The organism is Sulfuriferula multivorans, from assembly GCF_003851125.1.
Taxonomy (GTDB): domain Bacteria; phylum Pseudomonadota; class Gammaproteobacteria; order Burkholderiales; family Sulfuriferulaceae; genus Sulfuriferula; species Sulfuriferula multivorans.
The window spans coordinates 60315-81777 of sequence record NZ_BGOW01000027.1 but is presented as its reverse complement, the minus strand read 5'-3'; the positions used below and the strand labels follow the sequence as shown (position 1 = coordinate 81777).

Below are 21463 nucleotides of genomic sequence, written 5' to 3'. Positions count from 1 at the left end.
TGAGACCACCCACCTAAAACGCAAGGAGCTAGTGAGTCATGATGATAGCTCTGCACAAACAAGTAGGTACCATTTTATATTGAGAAAGCGATGAAAAGGAAACAATGAATCCACATGTCGCAGTTGTCATTTTGAATTGGAATGGATGGCAAGATACGCTCCAATGTTTGGATAGCCTGGCACTTCAAAGGTATCCAAATGCTTCGTTAATAGTTGTTGACAATGCGTCTACAGATGGTTCCAAAGATCGAATTGTGAAGTGGTCAGATAATGGTGGAAAAGAGTGGGTGCGACGCCAATTTGTCATTGACGCCAGTGCACCCGAGAGGCTCAGTCTGGATGTGCTTAGTCACGGTGATTTTGTCTATATACAGTCCGAGGTTAACGGTGGTTTTGCGGCTGGAAACAATTTAGGAATTCGAGTGGCCTTGGAGTATCAAGCCATCTATGTCTGGGTATTAAACAATGATACTGAAGTTCACCCATCTGCACTTGATGCGCTAGTCATGCGTGCAGAGGAGGACCCAGCGATTGGGATGTGCGGATCCATTTTAATCTATCATGATTCGCGTAGTCAGATACAAGCTTGTGGTGGCGTCAGTTTTAATCATTGGCGTGCAAAAGGGAAGCAAGTCGGTCATGGTCTTGATCCGGATAGTGCGCAGTTGAGCGCGGCTTTGCGTACACCACTCAGCTACATTGCAGGGGCATCTTTACTTGCTCGTTCTAAGATGATTCTGGACATCGGAGTAATTGAGGAAAGATATTTTTTATACTTTGAAGAAATTGATTGGTCCATGCGGGCAAAAAGCTGGAAGTTGGCTGTCGCGCCGAATAGCATTGTATTCCACAAAGAGGGGGCATCAATCGGAACGGCCAGCCGTGGTCGGCGGTCGGCATTGTCGCAATATTACTTGAATAGAAATGTACTACTTTTTTATGCACGATTCCATAAGTTACTTTTGCCGATAGCAATTGCACGAGTAGTGCGGGAATTGCTACATCAATTAAAAAAAAGGGACCGAAAGCTACTCCATGCTACGTGGCGCGCGCTCATAGACGGGATGTTGTTGAGAAACGGACGAATTGATTTAGAATGAAACAGAAGCTTTCTTAATGGCGATGTGCATGATTATTTTATATAATATAAACGCACGATCTTGAGCAATTAATTATTTATCCTAAATTAATAAAAAAATAGAGTCATGGATATTATTATATTAATAATACTAGATATTGCTAACAGCGAAGGAAGGGAATGATGAATAATTATATTATTATTGGCCCGGCACGAAGTGGAACAACTGTAACTCATTTAATCTTGAAGGGGCATCCGCAAGTATCTGCGCTAAATGATGAAGTGCAGGTTATGAAGCTTTTTGGTGATGGTATCTCGACATATACTTCTGGAAATGATTCGCAGATTGAATCAATAAATGGATTCCGACATGCATATGAGATGTTAGCGTTACTTAACTTAGGTAAAGATACAAGGGCCGCTGGTATTAAATGTGCTGTTATATCAATTGAAGCGGCAAGAGTGTTCGCAGAGCGAATAAAGGCGTCATTTCCTGATGTAAGTATTATTGTAATTGTGAGAGAAGATATTCTAGCGCAATATGCTTCGTTAACTAGGGCACGAAAAACAAATATATATCATTCATGGAAAATAAAAACTGATAGCAAAACATTAAAAAAAATTAATATTGATAAAGGGAGTTATAGTCGTTATTTTTTAGAGAATATCGAAATAATCAATATATTGCGCAGTCTTCGAGAAACAAATAAGTATCTAGAGATTTCCTACGAGCAGGATATTTTGCCAAGCTTGGACTATTGTAGCAAGCTTTATGAATTTCTAGAGTTGGATTACGTCGAGCCAACCTGGGTTAATTCAAAAAAGGTGGCACCGTTGCCAAAAGAGTTTGTTTCTAACTATGAAAATATTAAGGCCATTGAGCCAGCTTTATTGGAAAATATAAAAGAACTCTTTAGTTTTAGGTATTACTTTAAATGTTATTTAAAGAGATTTATTAAGTAAGAATGAAGGCTAAATTAAAACTCTTGATGCTTAGTGTGCGCTGGGATCACCTCAGTGGCCTGGCGCCACTGGGGCAGGTTTTTTTGGCAACTCTTGATGACGAAGCGGCGACGATGGCGGCGGCTGTAATTCGGCTGCTACGCGACAACGCTTTGCGCATGACTTTGGTGCAAGGCGCGCTTAGCGCCGCTCGCGCATGGAATATCAAACAGCTGGAAATGCTGGAGTGTGCCTTGCATACGCAAGCAAGGGTACCCGACCAGAAAGTGGCGCAGCGATGAGTAGCAGCGACCGCGCCGTAGCGATGCAGTCCGAGTCGGTTGGTGCTGGTGCAGCGTTACGCGCCGACTGGGCACAGTATTATCGCTTGTGCGAAGGCTCGCGCGTGCGGCGTCTGTTTGATTGCATGCGCGCACCTGGCATACACGCGGTGACGGTATTGCGCTTCGGGCAATGGGCTGCAAAACAAGTGATGCCATTACGCTGGCTGCTGACGCCGATTTATATGGTGCTTAACGAACTGATCAAGATACTTTGGGGTATCGATATTCCGCGCAGCGCGCGTATCGGGCCGGGTTTCTACATCGGACATTTCAGTGGAATTTTTGTCAGCGCGCATGCGGTTATCGGGCGTAATTGTTTTATTTCTCAAGGCGTGACTATCGGCGTTGGCGGTTCGGGCGACAAGCGTGGCGTGCCGGTACTGGGCGACAATGTTTATCTCGGTGCTGGCTGCAAATTATTTGGCCGAATCACGGTGGGCGATGGCGTCAAGGTGGGTGCTAATGCCGTGGTGCATTGCAGTCTGGCAGAAGGCGCCAAGGTTGCGGCACCCGGGTTCATTTATTTGAGTGGGACAGCACCGCTTGATAATACGGCACCGCAGAATAAAGATACTCATGATAGTGCGGCCAAATCAAACCACACGGAAATGCCAATACTGATTCGAAAGCATTCCAAATAAATGGGCGCACAACAAAAACTATTACTGGTAAGTGCGCGCTGGGATCACCTCGGTGGGCACAGCGGGCTGGCACCACTGGGCAAGCATTTGGAGCAGCACTTTGAGGTGCGGCGTGTGGTGCCGAATGTGATCGACAAAATTCGAGTGAATATACAAATCGCGTGGGGAATGTTACGCGAGCGACTGTTTGGCACACCTAGGCAGCGTGGCTGGAATCCATTTTATAACCGCCATGGTTTGCTGCTGGAAACCGCCGCGTGGCGTATGGCGCAGGCGCAGCATTTCGATGTGATTTTCTTTGAGGCGCTGGAAGATCACTTCGATGCCTTTGCCGATGCGCGCCAATGGCTAAAGCGTACGCAGGTGGCAGGTGTATCCCATCAGCCCCCGGCCTGGTGGCGCCTGTATGCCAGTCGCAGTAGCGTTTTTGCCGCCGTCGATATGGTCATTGCGCTATCACGCCCTGCCCAGGCATATCTGCAGCAGGCCGGACATGCCAATGTGCAGTTTGTGCCACATGGTGTCGATGCCGAATTTTTTACCATGAACACACCGCGCGAACTGGCGGTAGACGCGCCTGTCGAGGTGTTGTTTTGCGGCCAATGGCTGCGTGATTTCCAGCAATTGAGCGAAACGCTGGAGGTGCTGGAAAGCGCGCCGAGGCGCTATGTATTTCATCTTGTGGTGCCAAGATTTGCGCGTAATTTCGAACAGCATTATCGCCTCGCGCAACACGATAACGTGCATTGGTATGCCGGCGTGACAGATGCCGAGTTACGTGACTTATATCGGCGCGCACACCTGCTGTTTTTGCCACTTATTGATGCCACTGCCAACAATTCGGTGCTGGAGGCAATGGCATGCGGCCTGCCGATGGTGGTATCCCGTATTGGCGGTGTGGTGGACTACGTTAACGAGGACGATGCAGTATTTTTAACGGCCAAACATGGCCAGCACGCCGTCGATAAACTGGCGTGGAGCGTGGACAACTACGTGGAATGCGTGACCCGTTCTGAACGTGCCAGAACCCGCACCGTATCGCAACTGGCCTGGCCGGTCATCGCCGCGCGCCTGGCTGAACTGTTGCGGGCCATCTGAAATGAGTGAGGAGAAGTACGACGTGATCAAGGCAAATTTTTTCTGGCATGGCCCTACTTTGAGTCTATACGAATCGGCTTGCCTGTCTTCGTTTGTGCGCCACGGCTTATCAGTGCGGCTGCATACATTTAACTTGCAGCTTGCCGTGCCGGAAGGTGTGGAACTGGTCGATGCCAGCGCATTGGCGCATCAGGATGAGGTATTGGCCTATACCCAGGGTGGGCATGCCGCCTCCATCGCGGCGTTTACTGATATTTTTCGCTATCGGGTGCTGGGACAGGAGCCAGGCTGGTGGTTCGATACGGACGTGTTCTGTCTGAAAGATGCATTGCATTATGCCGCGCTGGAACGTCAGTCCAAAGGGCTGCTGATCGGTTTCGAAGAAACCGGAAAAGTGAATGGTGCGGTGATGTACATTTCGGACACCAAGCTTGCATGCAGGCTGGAACAACTCGCCAATGCCAAAGGCAGGCAGTTCGAGTGGGGCGCCATCGGCCCAGGGCTGGTCACTGAATACCGGGCAGCCCACCCAGAACAAGTTACCGCATTGGCGCAGCATTATTTTTACCCGATACACTATCTCGATGTGGCACGTTTTTTCCGTCCGGAAGATAAGGCTGGCTGCCGGAATGACACGCAGAATGCAGTGTGCGTACATCTGTGGAATGAATTCCTGCGTCGCTGGCACGTGCCTAAAAACATGCTGCCATGTGAAGGCAGCTATCTGGCCGAGCTGTTTGACCAGATCGAGGCACGTACGCTGCTGCTGCCGCAAACTTTGCCGCACGATACCTTTGAGTCGCTACGCTACGGTGGTGAAATCGGGCGGTTGGGGCATGCTGCTATACGGATCATTCGGCGTGTTAAACGGTTGAAAGAAAGCATGGTCGGCCGATGACGACGCCTGGCACTACACAGGCCACGACATTTTCAGTGACGCCACAAGCACCGGCAAGCTTGAGTGATGTGTCCTGGAACTGGCTGTTAGCGCTGGGTTTGCTATTGTTGCCGCTGCAAATGATACAGATCGGCATTGTACAGTCGTCGCAGTTGTGGGCGGTACTGGCATTAGCGTTGCTTATTCAGCGCGCGCAGATTCGTGCGAGTGTCACCGAGACACTTGTGTACGCGATGTTCATAGGCTTTGCGCTGGTGGCGACGTTTTTTTCCGGCTATCCCCATATCAAGTTGGCTGAACAACTGATGAAATTTGGTTTTGTTTATCCGGCTTTTTTTCTTATCGGGCGTGCGATGGGTAGCCACTATCTGAAACGCGCGTTACCGTATACTTACACCCTGCTATGGGTAGGGTTCGGCTTGCAATACCTGGTGCAGTTTTTTCAGATACCCTATTTATACCACCCTGTGGATTTCGGGCAGGACGCGCTATATGGCACCTTCAAGGAGCGTAACTGGCTGGCAATTTATTTTTTCCTGGGATCGTATCTGTTGTTTTTACAGTCCCCGCGTCGTGTGCGGGACGTGCTGTATTTCGTGGTGCTGGGCGTACCGGTAGCTTTGCTGTCGCAATCCAAAACCATTCTTATTCCGGTGGGCATGGTGATGTTTTTGCATGTGCCGCGCCACTGGGGGCTAAAAACACTGCTCGGGGCGGCCGGCGGTGCGCTTTATATCTGGCTCTTTGGTAATCAGTTGACAGGGCACCTGCTACAGGTACGCCTGCAAGACGAGCGCGGCCTGGCTTTTCTTCAAAGTGTGAAGTTGCTGTCAGATAACTGGCTTGGTTATGGATTCGGCTTTGTTGAGGCGTATTTCTCCAACCTGTGGTTTTCTATCCAGGGGCTAGGCATGGGTACCAACTCAGTGTTTTCCTCGCCGCTCGATTTAATGCTGATTGCAGGTATCCCCGGACTGATTTTCTGGGGTGTTTTTTTTCTCGGTATCGGTCTGCGTTCCATTGCCTTGCTTGCACCGATCGCGGCGTGGTCGTTAATCAACCCACTGCATCAATCCGAAATTGTATATTTGTTCATGGGAATTTTGGTGTCTTGGGGCATGCAGCACGAAGCCTTCGAGCACAGATTCGAGGGAAAGGAATTAACATGACCGCACATCTTGCTTATCCAGTCTATGCGGATTTACGCTGGCCGCGTATGACCGGTATCGCCAAAGTACAGGAAGCCTGCTGCGCCGCTGCACCACCGCATGTTCACCTTGTCGATTTGAATTTGACTGGAAGCTTGGGCAGTCCTGGTGCCCCGGTGAAGTTGACTCGAGCATTGCAACCCCTACGCGATGGTGTGTTCTGGAACCCGGGTTTCGTGCCGCCACTATTGGCGCATATACCTTCGATCGTTACTGTGCATGATCTAACGCATCGCCTGTTTTATAGCCACCTGCATCGTGCCTATTACGACTTGGTACTGAAACCGCTTTACCGGCGTTGTGCTGCGATTATCTGTGTGTCTGAATACACTCGCGATACTTTTCTGGCCTGGTCAAAAATGGCCGCGAATAAGGTACACGTGGTTTTGAATGGTGTTTGCCCGCATTACGCAGCCAATACCGAAACGCTGGAACTGCCCTATCCCTATGTGCTTTATCCGGGAAATCACCGAACCTATAAGAATCTGGCAAGACTACTGGAGGCTTACGCACGTTCGCGGTTACCTAAGAACGGAATTCATCTGGTATTGACCGGCAATATCGAAGCAGGCCTGCATTCGCTGTCGGCGGCCTTAGGAATCGCCGACAAGGTGCATTTTTGTGGCTGGCTGGATGTGCCAGAGTTGCCAAAACTCTACCGGGGTGCCTTGGGTGTCGCCTACATTTCCTTATATGAGGGATTCGGCTTGCCCATCGTCGAAGCCATGGCATCGAGGGTGCCGGTAATGACTTCCAATGTCTCTTCGATGCCTGAAGTTGCCGGCGATGCCGCCTTGCTGGTTGACCCCTATTCGATAGCAGAAATTACCGAAGGCCTCAATACCTTGGCACTGGACGAAGCTGCACGTCGCCAGATGATTGCGCGCGGTACCGAACGTGTTCGTCTGTTCGATTGGAAAAAATCGGGGGCCCAGCTGTGGAGTATTGTTGATTCGGTTGCAGATGGAGACAGACCATGAAGTTTTCTCTTGTAATGGCGACATTGGGTCGCAGCGTGGAGATTGAGCGGTTGTTCAACTCGCTCGCGGATCAGTCATATAAAAATTTCGAAGTGATCGTGGTTGACCAGAACGAAGATGACCGAGTGGTTAAGCTGGTGGAGCAGTTTCAAGATCAACTGGAGTTTGTATATCTGCGTTCTGAAAAAGGCTTGTCACGAGCCAGAAATGTCGGCTTGCAACATGTTCGTGGTGAGCTGGTCGCCTTCCCTGATGATGACTGCTGGTACAAGTCGGACGTACTGGAGTTTGTGGTCAAACAATTTCAGGCCGATTCTCGCCTGCAAGGTTTGACAGGCTGCAGCGTGGATGGAAATGGTGCGTCGTCACAGGGACGCTGGTCGGACCGGATATTAACGGTGGACCGGTTCAACGTCTGGAAATGCGCTACGTCATATACGATTTTCCTGCGCGCCGAGGCAGTCATTCGTGCCGGACAGTTCAATGAAGCACTGGGCGTGGGAGCGGGTACGCGTTGGGGTGCGGGCGAGGAAGTGAACTTTCTGCTGCGGGTAATCCAGGCACCCATGTATGTGCGTTATGACCCAAGCCTGCGCATATTCCATCCTGAGCCCTTGACGGAAATGGATGAGAAGGCATTTTCACGCGCACGTTTATATAATCGCGGATTCGGACGCGTTCTCGGGCTATCCGGTTATCCATTTTATTTTGTTTTGTATCTGATTTTCAGGTCGGTAGCCGGCGGCTTTTTGTCCTTGCTTAAAATGGATTACAGGCGCGCCAGATATTACTGGATTGCGGCTTCCCAGCGCTTTCTTGGCTGGATTGATTGAGGTCGGGGAGAATGGTTAACCCATCTTCCGAGAAGCGTCTGAGTGTTTATTCGGACATGCGCTGGCCGCTCAAGACCGGTATCGGTAATGTCATGGCAGCGATGGTAGAGCGCAAACCTTCCCGCATAAATCTGGTTGGCCTTGAGGTGAAGGGAACGATTGGCAGCCCGTTTTCGCCATTTGCCGTAGGCCAGGCCTTAAGGCGTTCAGCAGCAGATCGCGACGGCGTGTACTGGAGCGCCGGATTTGTACCACCGGCCATGATGTGTATTCCCAGTGTCGTGACCGTCCATGACCTGACCCATTTGCGTTTTTACAGCCGTTTTCATGCGGCTTACTACAACCACTTTCTCAAGCCTTTATATCGACGATGCAGCGCTATCGTTTGTGTTTCGGATTACACCCGCCGGGAGTTTCTTGACTGGTCAGGCATGCTCGCGGACAAGGTATCTGTTGTATATAACAGCGTGGATCAGGCTTATCTCGAAAATCAGGAAGCGGCCCAGTTTTCGTATCGCTACGTTCTATATCCGGGTAACCATCGCAGCTACAAAAATCTGGACCGGTTGATATCCGCCTATGCGGCTTCCGTGTTGCCGCAACAGGATATCCATTTGGCGCTGACCGGGCATGCCAGTCAGGCATTGGTCGATCATGCGCGGCGCGCGGGAGTGGAATCGAAGTTGCATTTTCTTGGGCGGGTCAATGACGAGGACTTGCCGAAGCTATATAAAGGCGCCTTGTTCGTTGCCTTCGTTTCGCTATACGAGGGTTTCGGGCTGCCGATAGTGGAAGCGATGGCCTCGGGGGTGCCGGTGTTGACATCGAACGTCTCGGCGATGCCGGAAGTGGCGGGGAATGCGGCCCTGATTGTCGATCCCTATTCAATAGAAGCGATTTCAACGGGTCTGAATAGTCTGGCGGGCGACGATGTGTTACGCCAGGAACTGGTCGACAAGGGGCGGGAACAGGTAGCGCGTTTCGACTGGGACCGTTCGGCACAGGAGCTCTGGGGTATTGTCGACCGTGTGTACGGGTCGGCGTGACACCATGAATAAGCATGAATTCAGCAGGATCAAACCCGACACTGCGCTGCCTGAGATGGGCAGTGACTTCATGTCAATGGATATTCACTCCAACAGCGCAGTGGTTGAAGGAACAATGAAAGTGACCATGAATTACTTAGGCGTTTTTAATCCGGTGATTGTTAACTTTCGTACGCCCGATCTCACGCTGAAATGCGTCGAGTCGATCGTGCGGCTGGGCATCGCCGCCGCGGAAGAAATCGTGGTGGTCGAAAATGCTTCGCCGGACGACTCCTTCGAGCGGCTCAGCCGGGAACTGCCGCAAGGGATCCGGTTGGTGCGCTCGGCCACCAATGGTGGATTTGGCGCCGGTGTGAATCTCGGCGCGGCGGCCTGTGACCGCGAGTTCATTCTGGTATTGAATCCGGATACGTACTTCGAAGACCTCAGTATTCAACAGGCGATCGAGCTGTTCGACCGGGAACCCGATGTCGGGATCGTCGGCCTGGATCTGGTCTATCCCGGTGGTGTGCGGCAATTCTCCGCCAGACGCTTTTATAGCCTGCTGGATGTTGTCGGTCGCAGACTGCCGATTGGGCGTTACTGGCCGTTCAAGCCGCGCATCGACCGCCACATGATGCTATCGGCGTGGGATGCCGATCAGCCTTTCGATGCCGAATGGGTCATGGGCACGGGGTTCATTGTGCGCCGCGCGTTGTTTAACCGCATCGGTGGCATGGACGAAGCTTATTTCCTGTACATGGAGGATGTTGATCTGTGCGCACGGGTTTGGCAGGCCGATTTTCGCGTCGTATGTGTTCCGGGTGCGAAACTGGTGCACGATCACCAGCGCAACAGTGCGGCCGGCCCATTCAGTTGGGCCGGTCGTCTGCATCTGAAAAGCCTGATGCGGTTCAGGAAAAAGTTTCGTGTACCGCTGTTCCGGCAACCGGGAATTACAGGGCTATGGCGTTGAACATCATCCATCCGTCCGTTAAGCCGTTTGGCAGTGAGCCTGACATGAACAGGCGCCATTGCGTGGTGCCGCGCATGTATCCTTTGCTGCGCCTCCTGGTGATGGGATTATTTGCGCTTTTTTTCTGCGCACGGACATGGGCAGTTCAGGGTGAACCCGTGCCCGTAGCGGACGGTGGCTTCGAGGATGCAAAAAGCGCCTGGGTGGGCGGCAGCATCGTCAGTACTGAGCGGCATGCAGGCGCAAAAGCGCTGACGCTCGCATCCGGTTTTGCTTATCAGGCACCTGCCGACATGGTGCCGATCAAGCCCGGGTTCGATTATCGGTTGCACCTCTGGATCAAGTGCGATGCTTGTAACGTCCATGATGTGGCGGTCAGCGCATTGCTCAGGGGGGAGGGGTTCAATGCCGCGAGCGCTAACTTCGGCGCGGTCCTTGGCAGCTGGCTGGAGGGCACGGCACCGGCTTTTGTTCTGGATGGCGGTAAATCGCCGGCGTTGTTGTCGGTGGGCGGGACGACCGGCTGGAAGGAATATACGGCGGTTATTCCCGCCGCACAGATTCCACCCAATGCGAAAGCGTTGCAGATTTACCTGCGCCACGATACCCAGCCGGAACCTAAAGGGAGCGCCTATTTCGACGATTTGTCCATTGAGCGGTTGCCGGCAGGAAGCCTTGCTCCGGGCCGGATTATTCTGAACGGCGGCTTTGAAGCGGGCAAGGCGCCCTGGTGGGGCGATGGGGACATCATCAAGGATAATGTCGCAGAAGGGCACTCGGCCCTGCGCATCAAAGCGGGATTTGCCGCTCAGGATAAGCGCCCTGTCGAGGGAGGCAAGCGCTATCGGGTGAGCATGCAGATCCGCTCCAACGGTGCGCCCGACGGTTCGGTATTTGTCCAGTTGAGTTTTCGGGGGGCGGGGGTCGATGCCGGATGGCGCGGGCCGGAGCAGGTTAATCTGGATTCAGGGGCGGAGGCTGCGCTGTTCGTAACCGGCGGGACGCATGCATGGAAACCCTATTCGGTGGTGGTGGAAGCGCCGCCGGGCGCAAACGAGGTGGTGCTCTATCTGCGCAAGAAAGCGGCTACACCCGGCACGGCTGATTTTGATGCGGTTGCGGTGAGCCCGACAGACGAACCGGCGACTACAGCCGCCATCATGAAGCAAAAGACAATGGCGGCGGCCATGTTTTCCCCGGCAGTAAAAAAGGGTAATGCCGAAAAAATCATCGCTGCCGCGGTTGCTGCCGGCGCCGGCAAGTCTCCTGCCAGTTTGCTTCTGGCTGACGATGGTCATGCGCGCTATCACATCCACGTGGCCCGCAACGCCGATGCCATCACACTGGGCGCGGCCGCCACGCTGGCCGATTATCTGAAACGCGTCAGCGGCGCGAGCTTCGCGTCTTTTTCCGATGATGGCAGTCCGCAGGCCGGTCCCTTGCTGGTCGTCGGTCGCGATAACATTCTGACAAAACGGCTGTGCCCCGATATCCCCTACGACAAGCTGGGCGAGGACGGCTTTGTCATCCGCACTGTGGGGCCGCATCTGGTGATTGCCGGGGCCACCCCGCGCGGCACCATGTATGGTGTCAACTGGTTCCTTGACCGCAAGCTCGGGGTCAAGTGGCTGAGCCCTTCCTACACGTATGTGCCGCCGCAACCAAAACTGCAGGTCGCGCGGCAGAATACGCTTCAGGTGCCGCGTTTCAGCTATCGGGAAGTGCTCAGCTATGAAGGGCAGGACAAGATTTATCGCGCCCACAATCTGCTCAACGGCGAATCACACGGCCCGTCGTTCAGTGCGTCGCCACCGGAAATCGATAGCTGGGATCACAGCTGGGATGCAAAGGGTGGTGAAGCCAATTTTTACGAGCTGATGCCGCAGGATCAATATGCCAAGGCACATCCTGACTGGTATGCCGGTGGTCAGGTGGCGATGATGAATCCGCAAGTGCGTCAGGTGATGGCGGAGGCAATTGTGAATCGATTGAAACAACTACCGGACTACAAAAAGGTCTGGTTCGATCTCCATGACATGGACTGGGGTTGGGATATGGATCCGGCCAGCAAGGCCTTTGCCGACAAGCATGGCGGCGAGCCATCCGCACCGCGACTGGACATGGTGATCGATATCGCCAACCGGGTACGCAAGGTTCTGCCCGGCGCGCGGCTGGCTTTCAATGCCTATCACTGGAGCTTCACGCCGCCCAAGGGGATGACGGTGCCCGACTATGTGCTGGTATTCCCGATGACGATACAGGTGGATTACAGCTCGCCGCTGAACCAGGGAAGAAACCAGAAACTGGGTCAGGATATCGCCGGCTGGAATGCCATCGCGAAACACATTCTGGTGTGGGATCACATTACCAATTTCAGCGGTTTCCTGCAGCCCACGCCCAACATTTATCCGATCGGCCACAGCCTGCAATGGCTGGCTACACTGCCGAATGTGCATGGTTATTTTGCCGAAGGCAGCTGGAATACGCCGGCTGCCGAGTTTGCCAGCTTGCGTGTCTGGATGATCGCGCGGCTGCTGTGGGATCCGAAGCAGGACGTCAGGGCGCTGGTCGCCGAGTACTGCCGTTACTATTTCGGCGCGGCCAGCCCGTACGTGCTCCAGTACATCGATCTGATGCACGCGGCGATTGCAAAAAGCGGCGATGTGCTCAGCGAGAAAACCCAGGTCGATGTGGCGATGCTGAATCTGGATTTTGTGCGTGCCGCTGACCAGTTGTTCGAAAAAGCGCAGGCCGCAGCGGCAAACAACCCGGTGTGGCTGGAACATGTGAAAGAAGCGCGCATGCCGGTGGATTACGTCATTCTGGTACGGCGTAAAGAGTATGCGGACGAAGCTGTGCAGCGAGGCATCAACTGGCAACCGGATACGGTGAAGCGCATGGCACGTTTCAATCAGACCATCCGGACGGCGAAAGTCAGCGAATACCGTCAGGGCGGCAATATAAAAGAGTTGGATGAATTACTGGCAGTCGAGCGGCGTACACCGGAGGCACCGGCGATGGTGCGTGGTTTGCCCAGATCAGACTGGAGAGATTTTCAGGATTTGAGCTTCAATCGCTATGATTCAGCGCAAATCGTTCAGGATAAAGCGGCGTCCGATGGTGCAGCGGCCAGGATGAACGGCGATTCTTCCACCTGGGCGGTGCAATTCAAGCTGGACAAACTTCCCAAACAAGGACGCTGGGAATTGTATGCGAGTGTTCGGACCGATGCTGCCGCGAATCATGACAAGGATGTGGGTATAAAGGTGGGTTCTTACCCGCCGATGGGTTTATTCAATCAAGGGTTGATAGGCGTTTTGAATGATGGCCAGTACCATCTGATCAAGGTGCCTGGCGGCCCGTTCCGTTACGGTACAGACCAGGGCAAAGGTATTTATATCCAGGCGCCTGGTGAAAAATATGTGAAGTATGTTTATGTGGATCGATTCATTGCAGTCCGGGTGCCGGATAAACATTGAAATAAGCGTTTCCTGCAGTGAAAGTTAACGCGCAATGACCTTTTGTATTAATAGAGAAAACAAAATGACAACTATCCTGATCACCGGCGGAGCCGGCTACATTGGTTCCCATACCTGCGTGGAGTTGCTCAACGCAGGATTCGAAGTCGTGGTAGTCGACAACCTGAGCAACAGCAAGCAAGTTGCGTTGAAACGGGTGGAAGACATCACCGGAAAGAAACCGATTTTTTACCAGGCGGACGTGCGCGACCGCGACGCGCTGGCGGCTATTTTTGCGCAGCATGCCATCCAGTCGGTCATTCATTTTGCCGGACTCAAGGCGGTTGGGGAGTCGGTGGAACAGCCGCTGCGATACTATGAAAACAACGTGTCGGGCACGCTGACCTTGTGTCAGGTGATGGCCGAGGCGGGCGTGAAGAGCATTGTGTTTAGTTCGTCAGCGACGGTCTACGGCGACCCCCATACCGTGCCCATCAAGGAGGATTTCCCGGTGGGCGCGACCACTAATCCCTACGGGCGCAGCAAGTTCATCGTGGAAGAAATTCTGCGTGATCTGTACCTTGCCGATCCATCCTGGCGCATTGCACTGTTGCGTTATTTCAATCCGGTTGGTGCGCATGAGAGCGGGACAATTGGAGAAGACCCGAACGGCATTCCGAGCAATCTGATGCCTTACATTGCGCAGGTGGCGGTGGGGCGGCTACCATTTTTGAGAGCATTCGGCGGCGACTATCCGACCCCGGACGGCACCGGTGTGCGGGATTACATTCACGTGGTGGATTTGGCCTTGGGGCATGTGGCGGCGCTGCGTTATCTGGAAAGTCACGAGGGTCTGGTGACGGTCAATCTGGGTACCGGGCGCGGTTATAGCGTGCTGGATATGGTGCGGGCTTTTGCCGCGGCAAGTGGACGTGAAATACCCTACCAGATTGTAGATCGAAGAGCAGGGGATATCGCCAGTTGTTATGCCGACCCTGCACTCGCGCAGCAGTTATTCGGCTGGCAGGCGCAACGCGATGTGAATGTCATGTGTGCCGATTCGTGGCGCTGGCAGTCACAAAATCCACAGGGATATGAGTCGTAGCCAGGAGATCGCTCCCGTTTTCGGAAGTGCAGGCGTAGCGCCATGTCCCCTGATTTTTTCGGGTACGGATCGCGCCTGGGTTATGCCGTAGCCGGGGTAGCAATATCGAGCATGATCTCGGTAACGTCCCTGCCCACACCACGGTAACCGGTAAAGCGTCCGATTGGATCGAACTTCGGCTCTCCGCTCACCTGAAAATATTGATGCACACCATCGGCATGAACCCGGCTGTAAATGAAATTCAGGAATGGCCGGCGCGCCGCGATGTTCGCTGCGAGCGCCGCGCGTTCGGTCTCATTCCAGCGCGCGGCCGGTGTTTCCTGGGTTGCGTCGGGTAAGGAATCCGTTTGGGCAGGGCTGAGCATTTCCAGCACCGGCCCGTAAACATTGGTGAAATGCCCGTTTTCGTCCTGTTCCCAGTACCAGTCGGACGACAGTTCAGTCAACCGGCGAAAGCGTGCTTCGCTTTCGCGCAACTCGGCCGTGCGTTCCTGTACCGTCTGTTCCAGCACCTGGTTGAAATGTTCGAGTTGCTTATACAACAAGCGCACTTCCAGCATGTTGTGTATACGCGTCTTGACTTCGATCAGGTCAAACGGTTTGGATACGAAATCCTTCGCGCCCGAGGCCAAGGCGCGCAGCTTGTGGGCCGGCTGAGCCGTAATCACGAGTATCGGAACATAGCCGTCTATTTCGATTTTCTTCAGGCTTTCCATCACCTGGAAACCATCCATCCCGGGCATCTGCAGATCGAGCAGAATCAGGTCGTAATGGTGATCGCGATGCAGCGCGCTGACGCTACGCGGATCCATTGTCGACGATACGCGGCAATAGCCGGCTTCTTGCAGCATTTGTTCCAGCAACAGCACATTGGCCTCCAGGTCGTCCACGATCAGGATGCTGGCGTTAAGAATGTCGGTGGGAAGCACCATAAAATTCGCTTTCCTTAATTTGTATTGCGACTCAGTCTGATAAGAATGGAAAAACTAACTACCTGCCATCGCCACCCGGTCGAAGTGTGCAGCGATGCGATAGGTGTTCTTGCCGGTGCGCTTGGCCTCATATAAGGCCGTATCCGCGCTCTTCATCAGGGTTTCTACTTCTACGCCATGCGTGGGATAAATACCGATGCCCACGCTGGCGGTCATGCTCACGTTGCGGCCTTGAATGTTATAGGGTTGCGCCAGTGCCTGTATCACTTTTAATACCATATTGACCGCATCGTCGGCGTGACTTAATTCCGATAAGCCGATAACAAATTCGTCGCCACCCAGGCGTGATACCGTGTCCTCTTGACGCACTGCGGCCACCAGTCGATCGGCGACCATTTGCAGTAAAGTGTCGCCCGCATCGTGGCCCAAGGTATCGTTGATCAGCTTAAACCCGTCCAGATCCAGATACATCACCGCCATTGTGCTTTGATTTCTATGTGCATGGGCGATGGCCAATGAAAGTCTATCCATTAACAGCCGCCTGTTCGGCAGCCCGGTCAACGGGTCATGCAGCGCCAGAGATTCTAGCGCACGGCTGTAATCCTCGAGTTGTTTATACAACAACCGCACTTCCAGCATATTGTGTATGCGCGTTTTGACTTCGATCAGATCAAAGGGCTTGGCGATGAAATCCCTCGCGCCTGAGGTCAACGCGCGTAGTTTGTGGCCCGGCTGAGCCGTAATTACGAGTACTGGAACATAGCCGTCTATTTCGCATTCCTTCAGGTTTTCCATTACCTGAAACCCATCCATTCCGGGCATCTGCAGATCAAGCAGAATCAGGTCGTAATGGTGGTCGCGATGCAGCGCGCAGACTGAATGCGGATCCATCGTCGACGCGACGCGGCTATAGCCGGCTTCTCGCAGCATTTGTTCCAGCAGCAGTACATTGGCTTCCTTATCGTCTACGATCAGGATGCTGGCGGCAAGAATATCGGCGGCACTTATCATTGCTAAGTTATGAGTTGCGTTTCGTTATCAAAACCTGTTTCCGCGAATTCCAGCGCCTGATCCAGTGTCTTCATGAACTCGTTGACCTTGATCGGCTTGGTGAGATAGCGGAAGAATCCCGCCGCCAGACCTTTCTCGATATCGCGTGGCATGGCATTGGCACTGATGGCAAGCACCGGGATGTGCGCCGTTTCCGGATCTTCACGCAGGAGTTTCAGCGCCTGGATACCATTGATGCCAGGCAGATTGATGTCCATCAGAATCACCTCCGGCTGATGGATGCGCGCCAGCGCGATGCCGCGCGTGCCATCCTCCGCACTCAGTAAGCGCATGTCGGGACGACGCGCGATGAGTTGCTCGACCAGCTGCATGTTTGCCCGGTTGTCTTCCACATACAGCAGGGTGCGCAGCGCTGCGCCATGCTGAACACGCGCTTGAATCGGCGCAAGCGGTTCGTCTGAACCAGCGGCGATTTGCGGTTCAGCCGCCAGGTTCAGTTCGATCCAGAACACACTGCCCACCCCGACGGTGCTTTCCACGCCGATTTCGCCCTCCATCAATTCGACCAGGCGCTTGCTCACCACCAGGCCGATGCCGGTGCCCTCCTCGGCGCTGGCCTCTTGCCCGAGGCGATTGAACGGCTGGAACAGTTGTGCGAGTTTTTCCGGGGGCAATCCTTCGCCGGTATCCTGCACACTGATACGTATGCGCTCCGCGGTGTGCGCGCTGCACGTCACTTCGACCGTTCCCCCCGCGCGGTTGTATTTGATCGCGTTGGAAAGCAGATTGATGAGAACCTGCTTCACCCGGGTCCGGTCGGCTTTGACAAAGAAAGGACAATCGTTCTGAATAAAACTCATGTGGATGCCGCTTTTTTGTGCCTGCGGTTCGATCATGGCTTGGCAATCGAGCAGCACTTCGGGCAGATATATAGGTTCCAGCGACAGAGACAGCTTGCCGGACTCGATCAACGCGAGATCGAGGATTTCGTTAATTAACTCCAGCAGATACCATCCTGCTTGGAGAATCTGGTCGATGCTGGCCTTTTGAGTGGGCGTTGGCAGCGGCGAGCCAGACTCCATCAACTGGGTGAAACCGAGGATCGCATTGAGCGGGGAGCGCAACTCGTGGCTCATGCTGGAAAGGAAATCCGATTTAGCGAGGTTGGCTTTTTCCGCCGCGAACTTGGCATTGGTCAGCTCGACGTTCTTTTCCTGCAGTACCTGATCCAGGCGTTTACGTTCAGTGACGTCGCGCGCAGCAGCGAACACGCCCTGCAGCTTCCTGTCGCGATCGTAGAAGGTGGTCGCATTGAAGGACACCACCGTTTCCTTGCCGTCCCTGGCGCGCGCGGTAAGCTCGTAGTCGGTGACCTTCTTGTTCCTCAGCGCCAGTTTGACGCTCATCTCCGCCCGCTCCGGATCGGTGAAATAGTTCTTGAACGGCGCGCCGATCAGCTCGTCGCGCGTGCATCCGGTGAGCGCCTCCATCTGCTTGTTGACGTCGCTGATGATGCCGGCCGGATCGGTGGTCATGATGGCGTCGATGTTGGATTCGATCAGCGAGCGGGTGTAGAACTGCTGGTCGCGCAGGCGCTGGTCCAGTTTTTTCTGTTCTGCTTCGATTTGTTTGCGCGCGGTGTTGTCGGTGCCTATCAGCAGATAGCCGATGATGGCACCCTGATCGTCGCGCAGCGCGGTAACCGATACCACCGCCGGGAAGCGGCTGCCGTCCTTGCGGATGTAGGTCAGCTCGTAAATGTCCTCGATGCCGCGCGAGGCCTTGAACACCAATGCCTCAAAGCCAGGCGTAATCGGCGTGCCAAGTTCAACGCTCAATGCTTTGGCGCGCTCGATCACTTCCTGCGGGTCGGAAATGTCGGCCGGGGTGATCTTGTTCATCACGTCGGCGGCCGTGTAGCCCAACATGCGTTCGGCGCCGACGTTGAAGATCTGGATCACGCCCTTCGCGTCGGTGGCGATACTCGAGAAGTTGGCGCTGTTGAAAATCGCGTTCTGCAGGGCACCTGCCTTGAGCAGCGCCTCTTCGGCCTGCTTGCGCGCGGTATTGTCGGTACCGATCAGCAGATAGCCGATGATGGCGTTTTGATCGTCGCGCAACGCCGTGACCGACACAACCGCCGGGAAACGGCTGCCATCCTTGCGGATGTAGGTCAGCTCGTAGATGTCCTCGATCCCGCGCGCGGCCTTGAACACCAATGCCTCAAAGCCAGGCGTGATTGCGGTTCCGAGTTCGACGCTCAACTCCTCGGCGCGCGCGATCACTTCCTGCGGATCGGAAATGTCGGCCGGGGTGATCTTGTTCATCACGTCGGTGGCCGTGTAGCCCAGCATGCGCTCGGCGCCGACGTTGAAAATCTGGATCACGCCCTTCGCATCGGTGGCGATGCTCGAGAAATTGGCGCTGTTGAAAATCGCGTTCTGCAGGGCACCTGCCTTGAGCAGTGCCTCTTCCGCCTGCTTGCGCACGGTGATATCACGTAAAATGCCGGTGAAGTAACGCTGGCCGCGCAGCCACATCTCGCTTACCGCCATCTCCATCGGGAAAATGCTGCCATCCTTGCGCCGACCCACGACCTCGCGGCCGAGGCCGCTGGCGCGCGCCTCATCGCTAGCACTGTAATAATCGAGGGAACCATTACCATTGCTCTGGTCTCGATCAAGCTCGGGTATCAGCATGCTGAAGTTTTGTCCGATGAGTTCTGCGGCGGTATAGCCAAACATACGCTCAGCGGCCGGGTTAACTGTCTCGACGATGCCGCCGATGGCATGGAGGGTGATGATGCCGTCAACCACGGTATTGAGTATCGTCTGGATCTGCGCGGTACTGTCGCGCAAGGTCTGCTGTATCGCATATTCCCCGGTGACATCGCGGAACACCAGCACGGCGCCGATCACCTGACCGTCGCGGTCGCGAATCGGTGCGCAACTGTCGGCGATATCGCACTCGCTGCCATCGCGTGCAATCAATACGGTGTGGTTGGCCAGGCCCTGTACCGTGCCATGTGCCAAGGTTTCCAGTACCGGGATAGTGGCGGGTTGACGGGTTTCTTTGTTGATGATGTGAAAAATCTCGTCCACCAGGTGACCACTGGCTTCCGCCTGCGTCCAACCGGTGAGCTGTTCGGCAAGGGGGTTCAGGAGTGTCACGCGCGCGCCAGCATCGGTGGCGATCACAGCATCGCCGATGGAGTTGAGCGTAACCGCGAGCTTTTCTTCGCTGACCTGCAAGGTGACGTTGGCCTGCTGCAGTTGTTTATGCGTCTCCTCCTGAATATCGAGCAAATGCTGTCGCTCTGCCTCGACCTGCTTGCGCGCGGTATTGTCGGTTCCGATCAACAGGTAGCCGATGATGGCGTCTTGATCGTCGCGTAGCGCCGTGACCGACACAACCGCCGGGAAGCGGCTGCCATCCTTGCGGATGTAGGTCAGCTCGTAGATGTCCTCGATCCCGCGCGCGGCTTTGAACACCAGGGCCTCGAAGCCTGGCTCAATCTGGGTGCCGAGTTCGACGCTCAACGCCTCGGCCCGCGCGATCACTTCCTGCGGATCGGAAATCTCGGCCGGGGTGATCTTGTTCATCACGTCGGCGGCCGTGTAGCCCAGCATGCGCTCGGCGCCGACGTTGAAGATCTGGATCACGCCCTTCTCGTCGGTGGCGATACTCGAAAAGTTGGCGCTATTGAAAATCGCATTCTGCAAGGCCCCGGTTTTAAGCAGGACTTCCTGGCGTCGCAGCTCGGTGATGCCATCCGCCGTGGCGGGTTTTTGAATGGCGGAATCGCGGATTGTTTCGGGCATGGCCGTCCTCATATTAAAGCGCGAATTAGCGTGACGGATCGCGTGGCCGAAGGGGTGAGCAGCACCCGCCTACTTATACGCTCATCCTGGATAAAAAAATGCATGCTTTTGCAAAGCGGGTGCCGGGAGCGAGGTCATTGAGTCAGTGAATGAATTTTGTGTAAGCATTTTTCATTATGGTGCTTGAGTTCTGTCGCAGTCCGTGCGTTATCGCACGGATGATGGAGCTATTATGCAAAGCGGGAAACAAGGCGAAGGACTAAGCGTGACCGGTAAGCGGAAATTCCTGACGATTGCGTACATCGCACAGCAATCGATCATGTTCTTTCTTGACCACCCCATAGCATTCACACACGCGGGACTCCAGGCCAGATCGATTGATCACGGTGATATGGCCGCGTCGGTAGCGAATGAATCCCGCTTGCTGCAAATGCCCGGCAGCCTCGGTGATGCCTTCACGCCGCACACCGAGCATGCCGGCAATCAGCTCCTGGGTCATGGTCAGTTCATTCGAGGGCAGACGATCAAGGGTCAGTAACAGCCATCTGCACAGTTGCTGCTCCACCGAATGATGGCGATTGCATACTGCAGTTTGCGATATTTGTGTTATCAGCGCCTGGGTGTAACGCAATAGCAAGTGTTGCATCACCCCGGCGCGGCGCCCCCCGATGCGATTGAATTCCTCCATCAACAGCCGCGCCTTGAGTTGGTAACCGTGGCCCCCAGTCTGCACAATGGCCCGGCTCGGTGTGGTATTCCCACCCATGAAAAGCGAAATGCCGAGTACGCCTTCATTGCCTACCCCGGCGATTTCAGACGATGCGCCGCTCTCGGTGACATAGTGCAGCGACAGGATGGCGGTTGTAGGAAAATAGGCGTGCTGCAACTGGCCGCCGGATTCATAAAGAACATCACCCAGCGGCATCGCGACCAACTCAAGATGAGGCGCGATGCGCTCGAATTCAGCGGTGGGCAGGGCGGCAAGAAGATGGTTTTGATTGGGACTGTGTGCGGTATCCATAGGCGGTCTCAGAATAATCGGCCGGACGGCGCGATCATCACGCGAACAGCATACACGCTTTGCACCCTGCAAGCCTGTCGGCTTTGATGTGT

At 54.4% G+C, this 21463-nt stretch carries 17 protein-coding genes; 13 read left to right on the top strand and 4 right to left on the bottom strand.

All coding sequences use genetic code 11. The features are described 5' to 3' along the window. Nucleotides 1–104: 104 nt before the first annotated feature. The 13 genes from EI185_RS13160 to galE all read left to right on the top strand — a co-directional run bounded on the left by EI185_RS13160 (nt 105) and on the right by galE (nt 14586). Nucleotides 105–1100: a glycosyltransferase family 2 protein gene (locus EI185_RS13160; protein ID WP_124705609.1), complete on the top strand. Its 996-nt coding sequence runs from the start codon at nt 105–107 to the stop codon at nt 1098–1100. Between the two features lie 158 nt (nt 1101–1258). Then, complete coding sequence (locus tag EI185_RS13155; RefSeq protein WP_124705608.1) at nt 1259–2041, top strand: sulfotransferase; 783 nt, start codon at nt 1259–1261, stop codon at nt 2039–2041. 2 nt (nt 2042–2043) lie between these two features. Continuing rightward, a complete protein-coding gene (locus EI185_RS18060) occupies nt 2044–2322 on the top strand; it encodes a hypothetical protein (RefSeq protein WP_189836407.1) in 279 nt (92 codons plus the stop codon). Then, complete coding sequence (locus tag EI185_RS13150) at nt 2319–3005, top strand: serine O-acetyltransferase (protein WP_189836406.1); 687 nt, start codon at nt 2319–2321, stop codon at nt 3003–3005. Before EI185_RS18060 ends, EI185_RS13150 begins: the two co-directional genes overlap by 4 nt. After that, nucleotides 3006–4103 (top strand): glycosyltransferase family 4 protein, encoded by a 1098-nt coding sequence (locus EI185_RS13145; RefSeq protein ID WP_124705606.1) that lies wholly within the window; start codon nt 3006–3008, stop codon nt 4101–4103. Between the two features lie 22 nt (nt 4104–4125). Further along, nucleotides 4126–5001 carry a hypothetical protein gene (locus EI185_RS13140; RefSeq protein WP_189836405.1) on the top strand — a complete coding sequence of 292 codons (876 nt, stop codon included), beginning with the start codon at nt 4126–4128 and terminating at the stop codon, nt 4999–5001. 35 nt (nt 5002–5036) lie between these two features. After that, nucleotides 5037–6170, top strand: coding sequence for an O-antigen ligase family protein (locus EI185_RS13135; RefSeq protein ID WP_124705604.1), 1134 nt, complete (start codon nt 5037–5039; stop codon nt 6168–6170). Next, a complete protein-coding gene (locus EI185_RS13130) occupies nt 6167–7189 on the top strand; it encodes a glycosyltransferase family 4 protein (protein WP_124705603.1) in 1023 nt (340 codons plus the stop codon). Before EI185_RS13135 ends, EI185_RS13130 begins: the two co-directional genes overlap by 4 nt. After that, nucleotides 7186–8022 carry a glycosyltransferase family 2 protein gene (locus EI185_RS13125; RefSeq protein ID WP_124705602.1) on the top strand — a complete coding sequence of 279 codons (837 nt, stop codon included), beginning with the start codon at nt 7186–7188 and terminating at the stop codon, nt 8020–8022. The genes EI185_RS13130 and EI185_RS13125 overlap by 4 nt, the downstream gene beginning before the upstream one ends. Nucleotides 8023–8033: 11 nt before the next feature. Continuing rightward, a complete protein-coding gene (locus EI185_RS13120; RefSeq protein ID WP_124705601.1) occupies nt 8034–9068 on the top strand; it encodes a glycosyltransferase family 4 protein in 1035 nt (344 codons plus the stop codon). A gap of 4 nt (nt 9069–9072) precedes the next feature. Beyond that, on the top strand, nt 9073–10023 hold the full coding sequence (locus EI185_RS13115; RefSeq protein WP_223247828.1) for a glycosyltransferase family 2 protein: 951 nt from the start codon (nt 9073–9075) through the stop codon (nt 10021–10023). A 44-nt stretch (nt 10024–10067) separates the two neighbouring features. Continuing rightward, nucleotides 10068–13502: a DUF4838 domain-containing protein gene (locus tag EI185_RS13110; protein WP_223247827.1), complete on the top strand. Its 3435-nt coding sequence runs from the start codon at nt 10068–10070 to the stop codon at nt 13500–13502. A 64-nt stretch (nt 13503–13566) separates the two neighbouring features. Beyond that, nucleotides 13567–14586 carry a UDP-glucose 4-epimerase GalE gene (galE, locus tag EI185_RS13105; RefSeq protein WP_124705600.1) on the top strand — a complete coding sequence of 340 codons (1020 nt, stop codon included), beginning with the start codon at nt 13567–13569 and terminating at the stop codon, nt 14584–14586. A gap of 80 nt (nt 14587–14666) precedes the next feature. Here the strand turns inward: galE and EI185_RS13100 are convergent, their stop codons facing one another. The 4 genes from EI185_RS13100 to EI185_RS13085 all read right to left on the bottom strand — a co-directional run bounded on the left by EI185_RS13100 (nt 14667) and on the right by EI185_RS13085 (nt 21371). Continuing rightward, nucleotides 14667–15518 carry a response regulator gene (locus tag EI185_RS13100; RefSeq protein WP_124705599.1) on the bottom strand — a complete coding sequence of 284 codons (852 nt, stop codon included), beginning with the start codon at nt 15516–15518 and terminating at the stop codon, nt 14667–14669. 54 nt (nt 15519–15572) lie between these two features. Further along, nucleotides 15573–16529, bottom strand: a complete 957-nt coding sequence (locus tag EI185_RS13095) for a GGDEF domain-containing response regulator (protein WP_124705598.1) — start codon at nt 16527–16529, stop codon at nt 15573–15575. Between the two features lie 2 nt (nt 16530–16531). Next, a complete protein-coding gene (locus tag EI185_RS13090; protein WP_124705597.1) occupies nt 16532–20350 on the bottom strand; it encodes a PAS domain S-box protein in 3819 nt (1272 codons plus the stop codon). 259 nt (nt 20351–20609) lie between these two features. After that, nucleotides 20610–21371 carry a Crp/Fnr family transcriptional regulator gene (locus tag EI185_RS13085; RefSeq protein ID WP_124705596.1) on the bottom strand — a complete coding sequence of 254 codons (762 nt, stop codon included), beginning with the start codon at nt 21369–21371 and terminating at the stop codon, nt 20610–20612. Between the last annotated feature and the right edge of the window lie 92 nt (nt 21372–21463).

Coding starts and splice junctions, on each gene's coding strand:
- EI185_RS13160 (WP_124705609.1), top strand. CDS start 105: ATGAATCCACATGTCGCAGTTGTCATTTTGAATTGGAATGGATGGCAA.
- EI185_RS13155 (WP_124705608.1), top strand. CDS start 1,259: ATGATGAATAATTATATTATTATTGGCCCGGCACGAAGTGGAACAACT.
- EI185_RS18060 (WP_189836407.1), top strand. CDS start 2,044: ATGAAGGCTAAATTAAAACTCTTGATGCTTAGTGTGCGCTGGGATCAC.
- EI185_RS13150 (WP_189836406.1), top strand. CDS start 2,319: ATGAGTAGCAGCGACCGCGCCGTAGCGATGCAGTCCGAGTCGGTTGGT.
- EI185_RS13145 (WP_124705606.1), top strand. CDS start 3,006: ATGGGCGCACAACAAAAACTATTACTGGTAAGTGCGCGCTGGGATCAC.
- EI185_RS13130 (WP_124705603.1), top strand. CDS start 6,167: ATGACCGCACATCTTGCTTATCCAGTCTATGCGGATTTACGCTGGCCG.
- EI185_RS13125 (WP_124705602.1), top strand. CDS start 7,186: ATGAAGTTTTCTCTTGTAATGGCGACATTGGGTCGCAGCGTGGAGATT.
- EI185_RS13120 (WP_124705601.1), top strand. CDS start 8,034: ATGGTTAACCCATCTTCCGAGAAGCGTCTGAGTGTTTATTCGGACATG.
- EI185_RS13115 (WP_223247828.1), top strand. CDS start 9,073: ATGAATAAGCATGAATTCAGCAGGATCAAACCCGACACTGCGCTGCCT.
- EI185_RS13110 (WP_223247827.1), top strand. CDS start 10,068: ATGAACAGGCGCCATTGCGTGGTGCCGCGCATGTATCCTTTGCTGCGC.
- galE (WP_124705600.1), top strand. CDS start 13,567: ATGACAACTATCCTGATCACCGGCGGAGCCGGCTACATTGGTTCCCAT.
- EI185_RS13100 (WP_124705599.1), bottom strand. CDS start 15,518: ATGGTGCTTCCCACCGACATTCTTAACGCCAGCATCCTGATCGTGGAC.
- EI185_RS13095 (WP_124705598.1), bottom strand. CDS start 16,529: ATGATAAGTGCCGCCGATATTCTTGCCGCCAGCATCCTGATCGTAGAC.
- EI185_RS13090 (WP_124705597.1), bottom strand. CDS start 20,350: ATGCCCGAAACAATCCGCGATTCCGCCATTCAAAAACCCGCCACGGCG.
- EI185_RS13085 (WP_124705596.1), bottom strand. CDS start 21,371: ATGGATACCGCACACAGTCCCAATCAAAACCATCTTCTTGCCGCCCTG.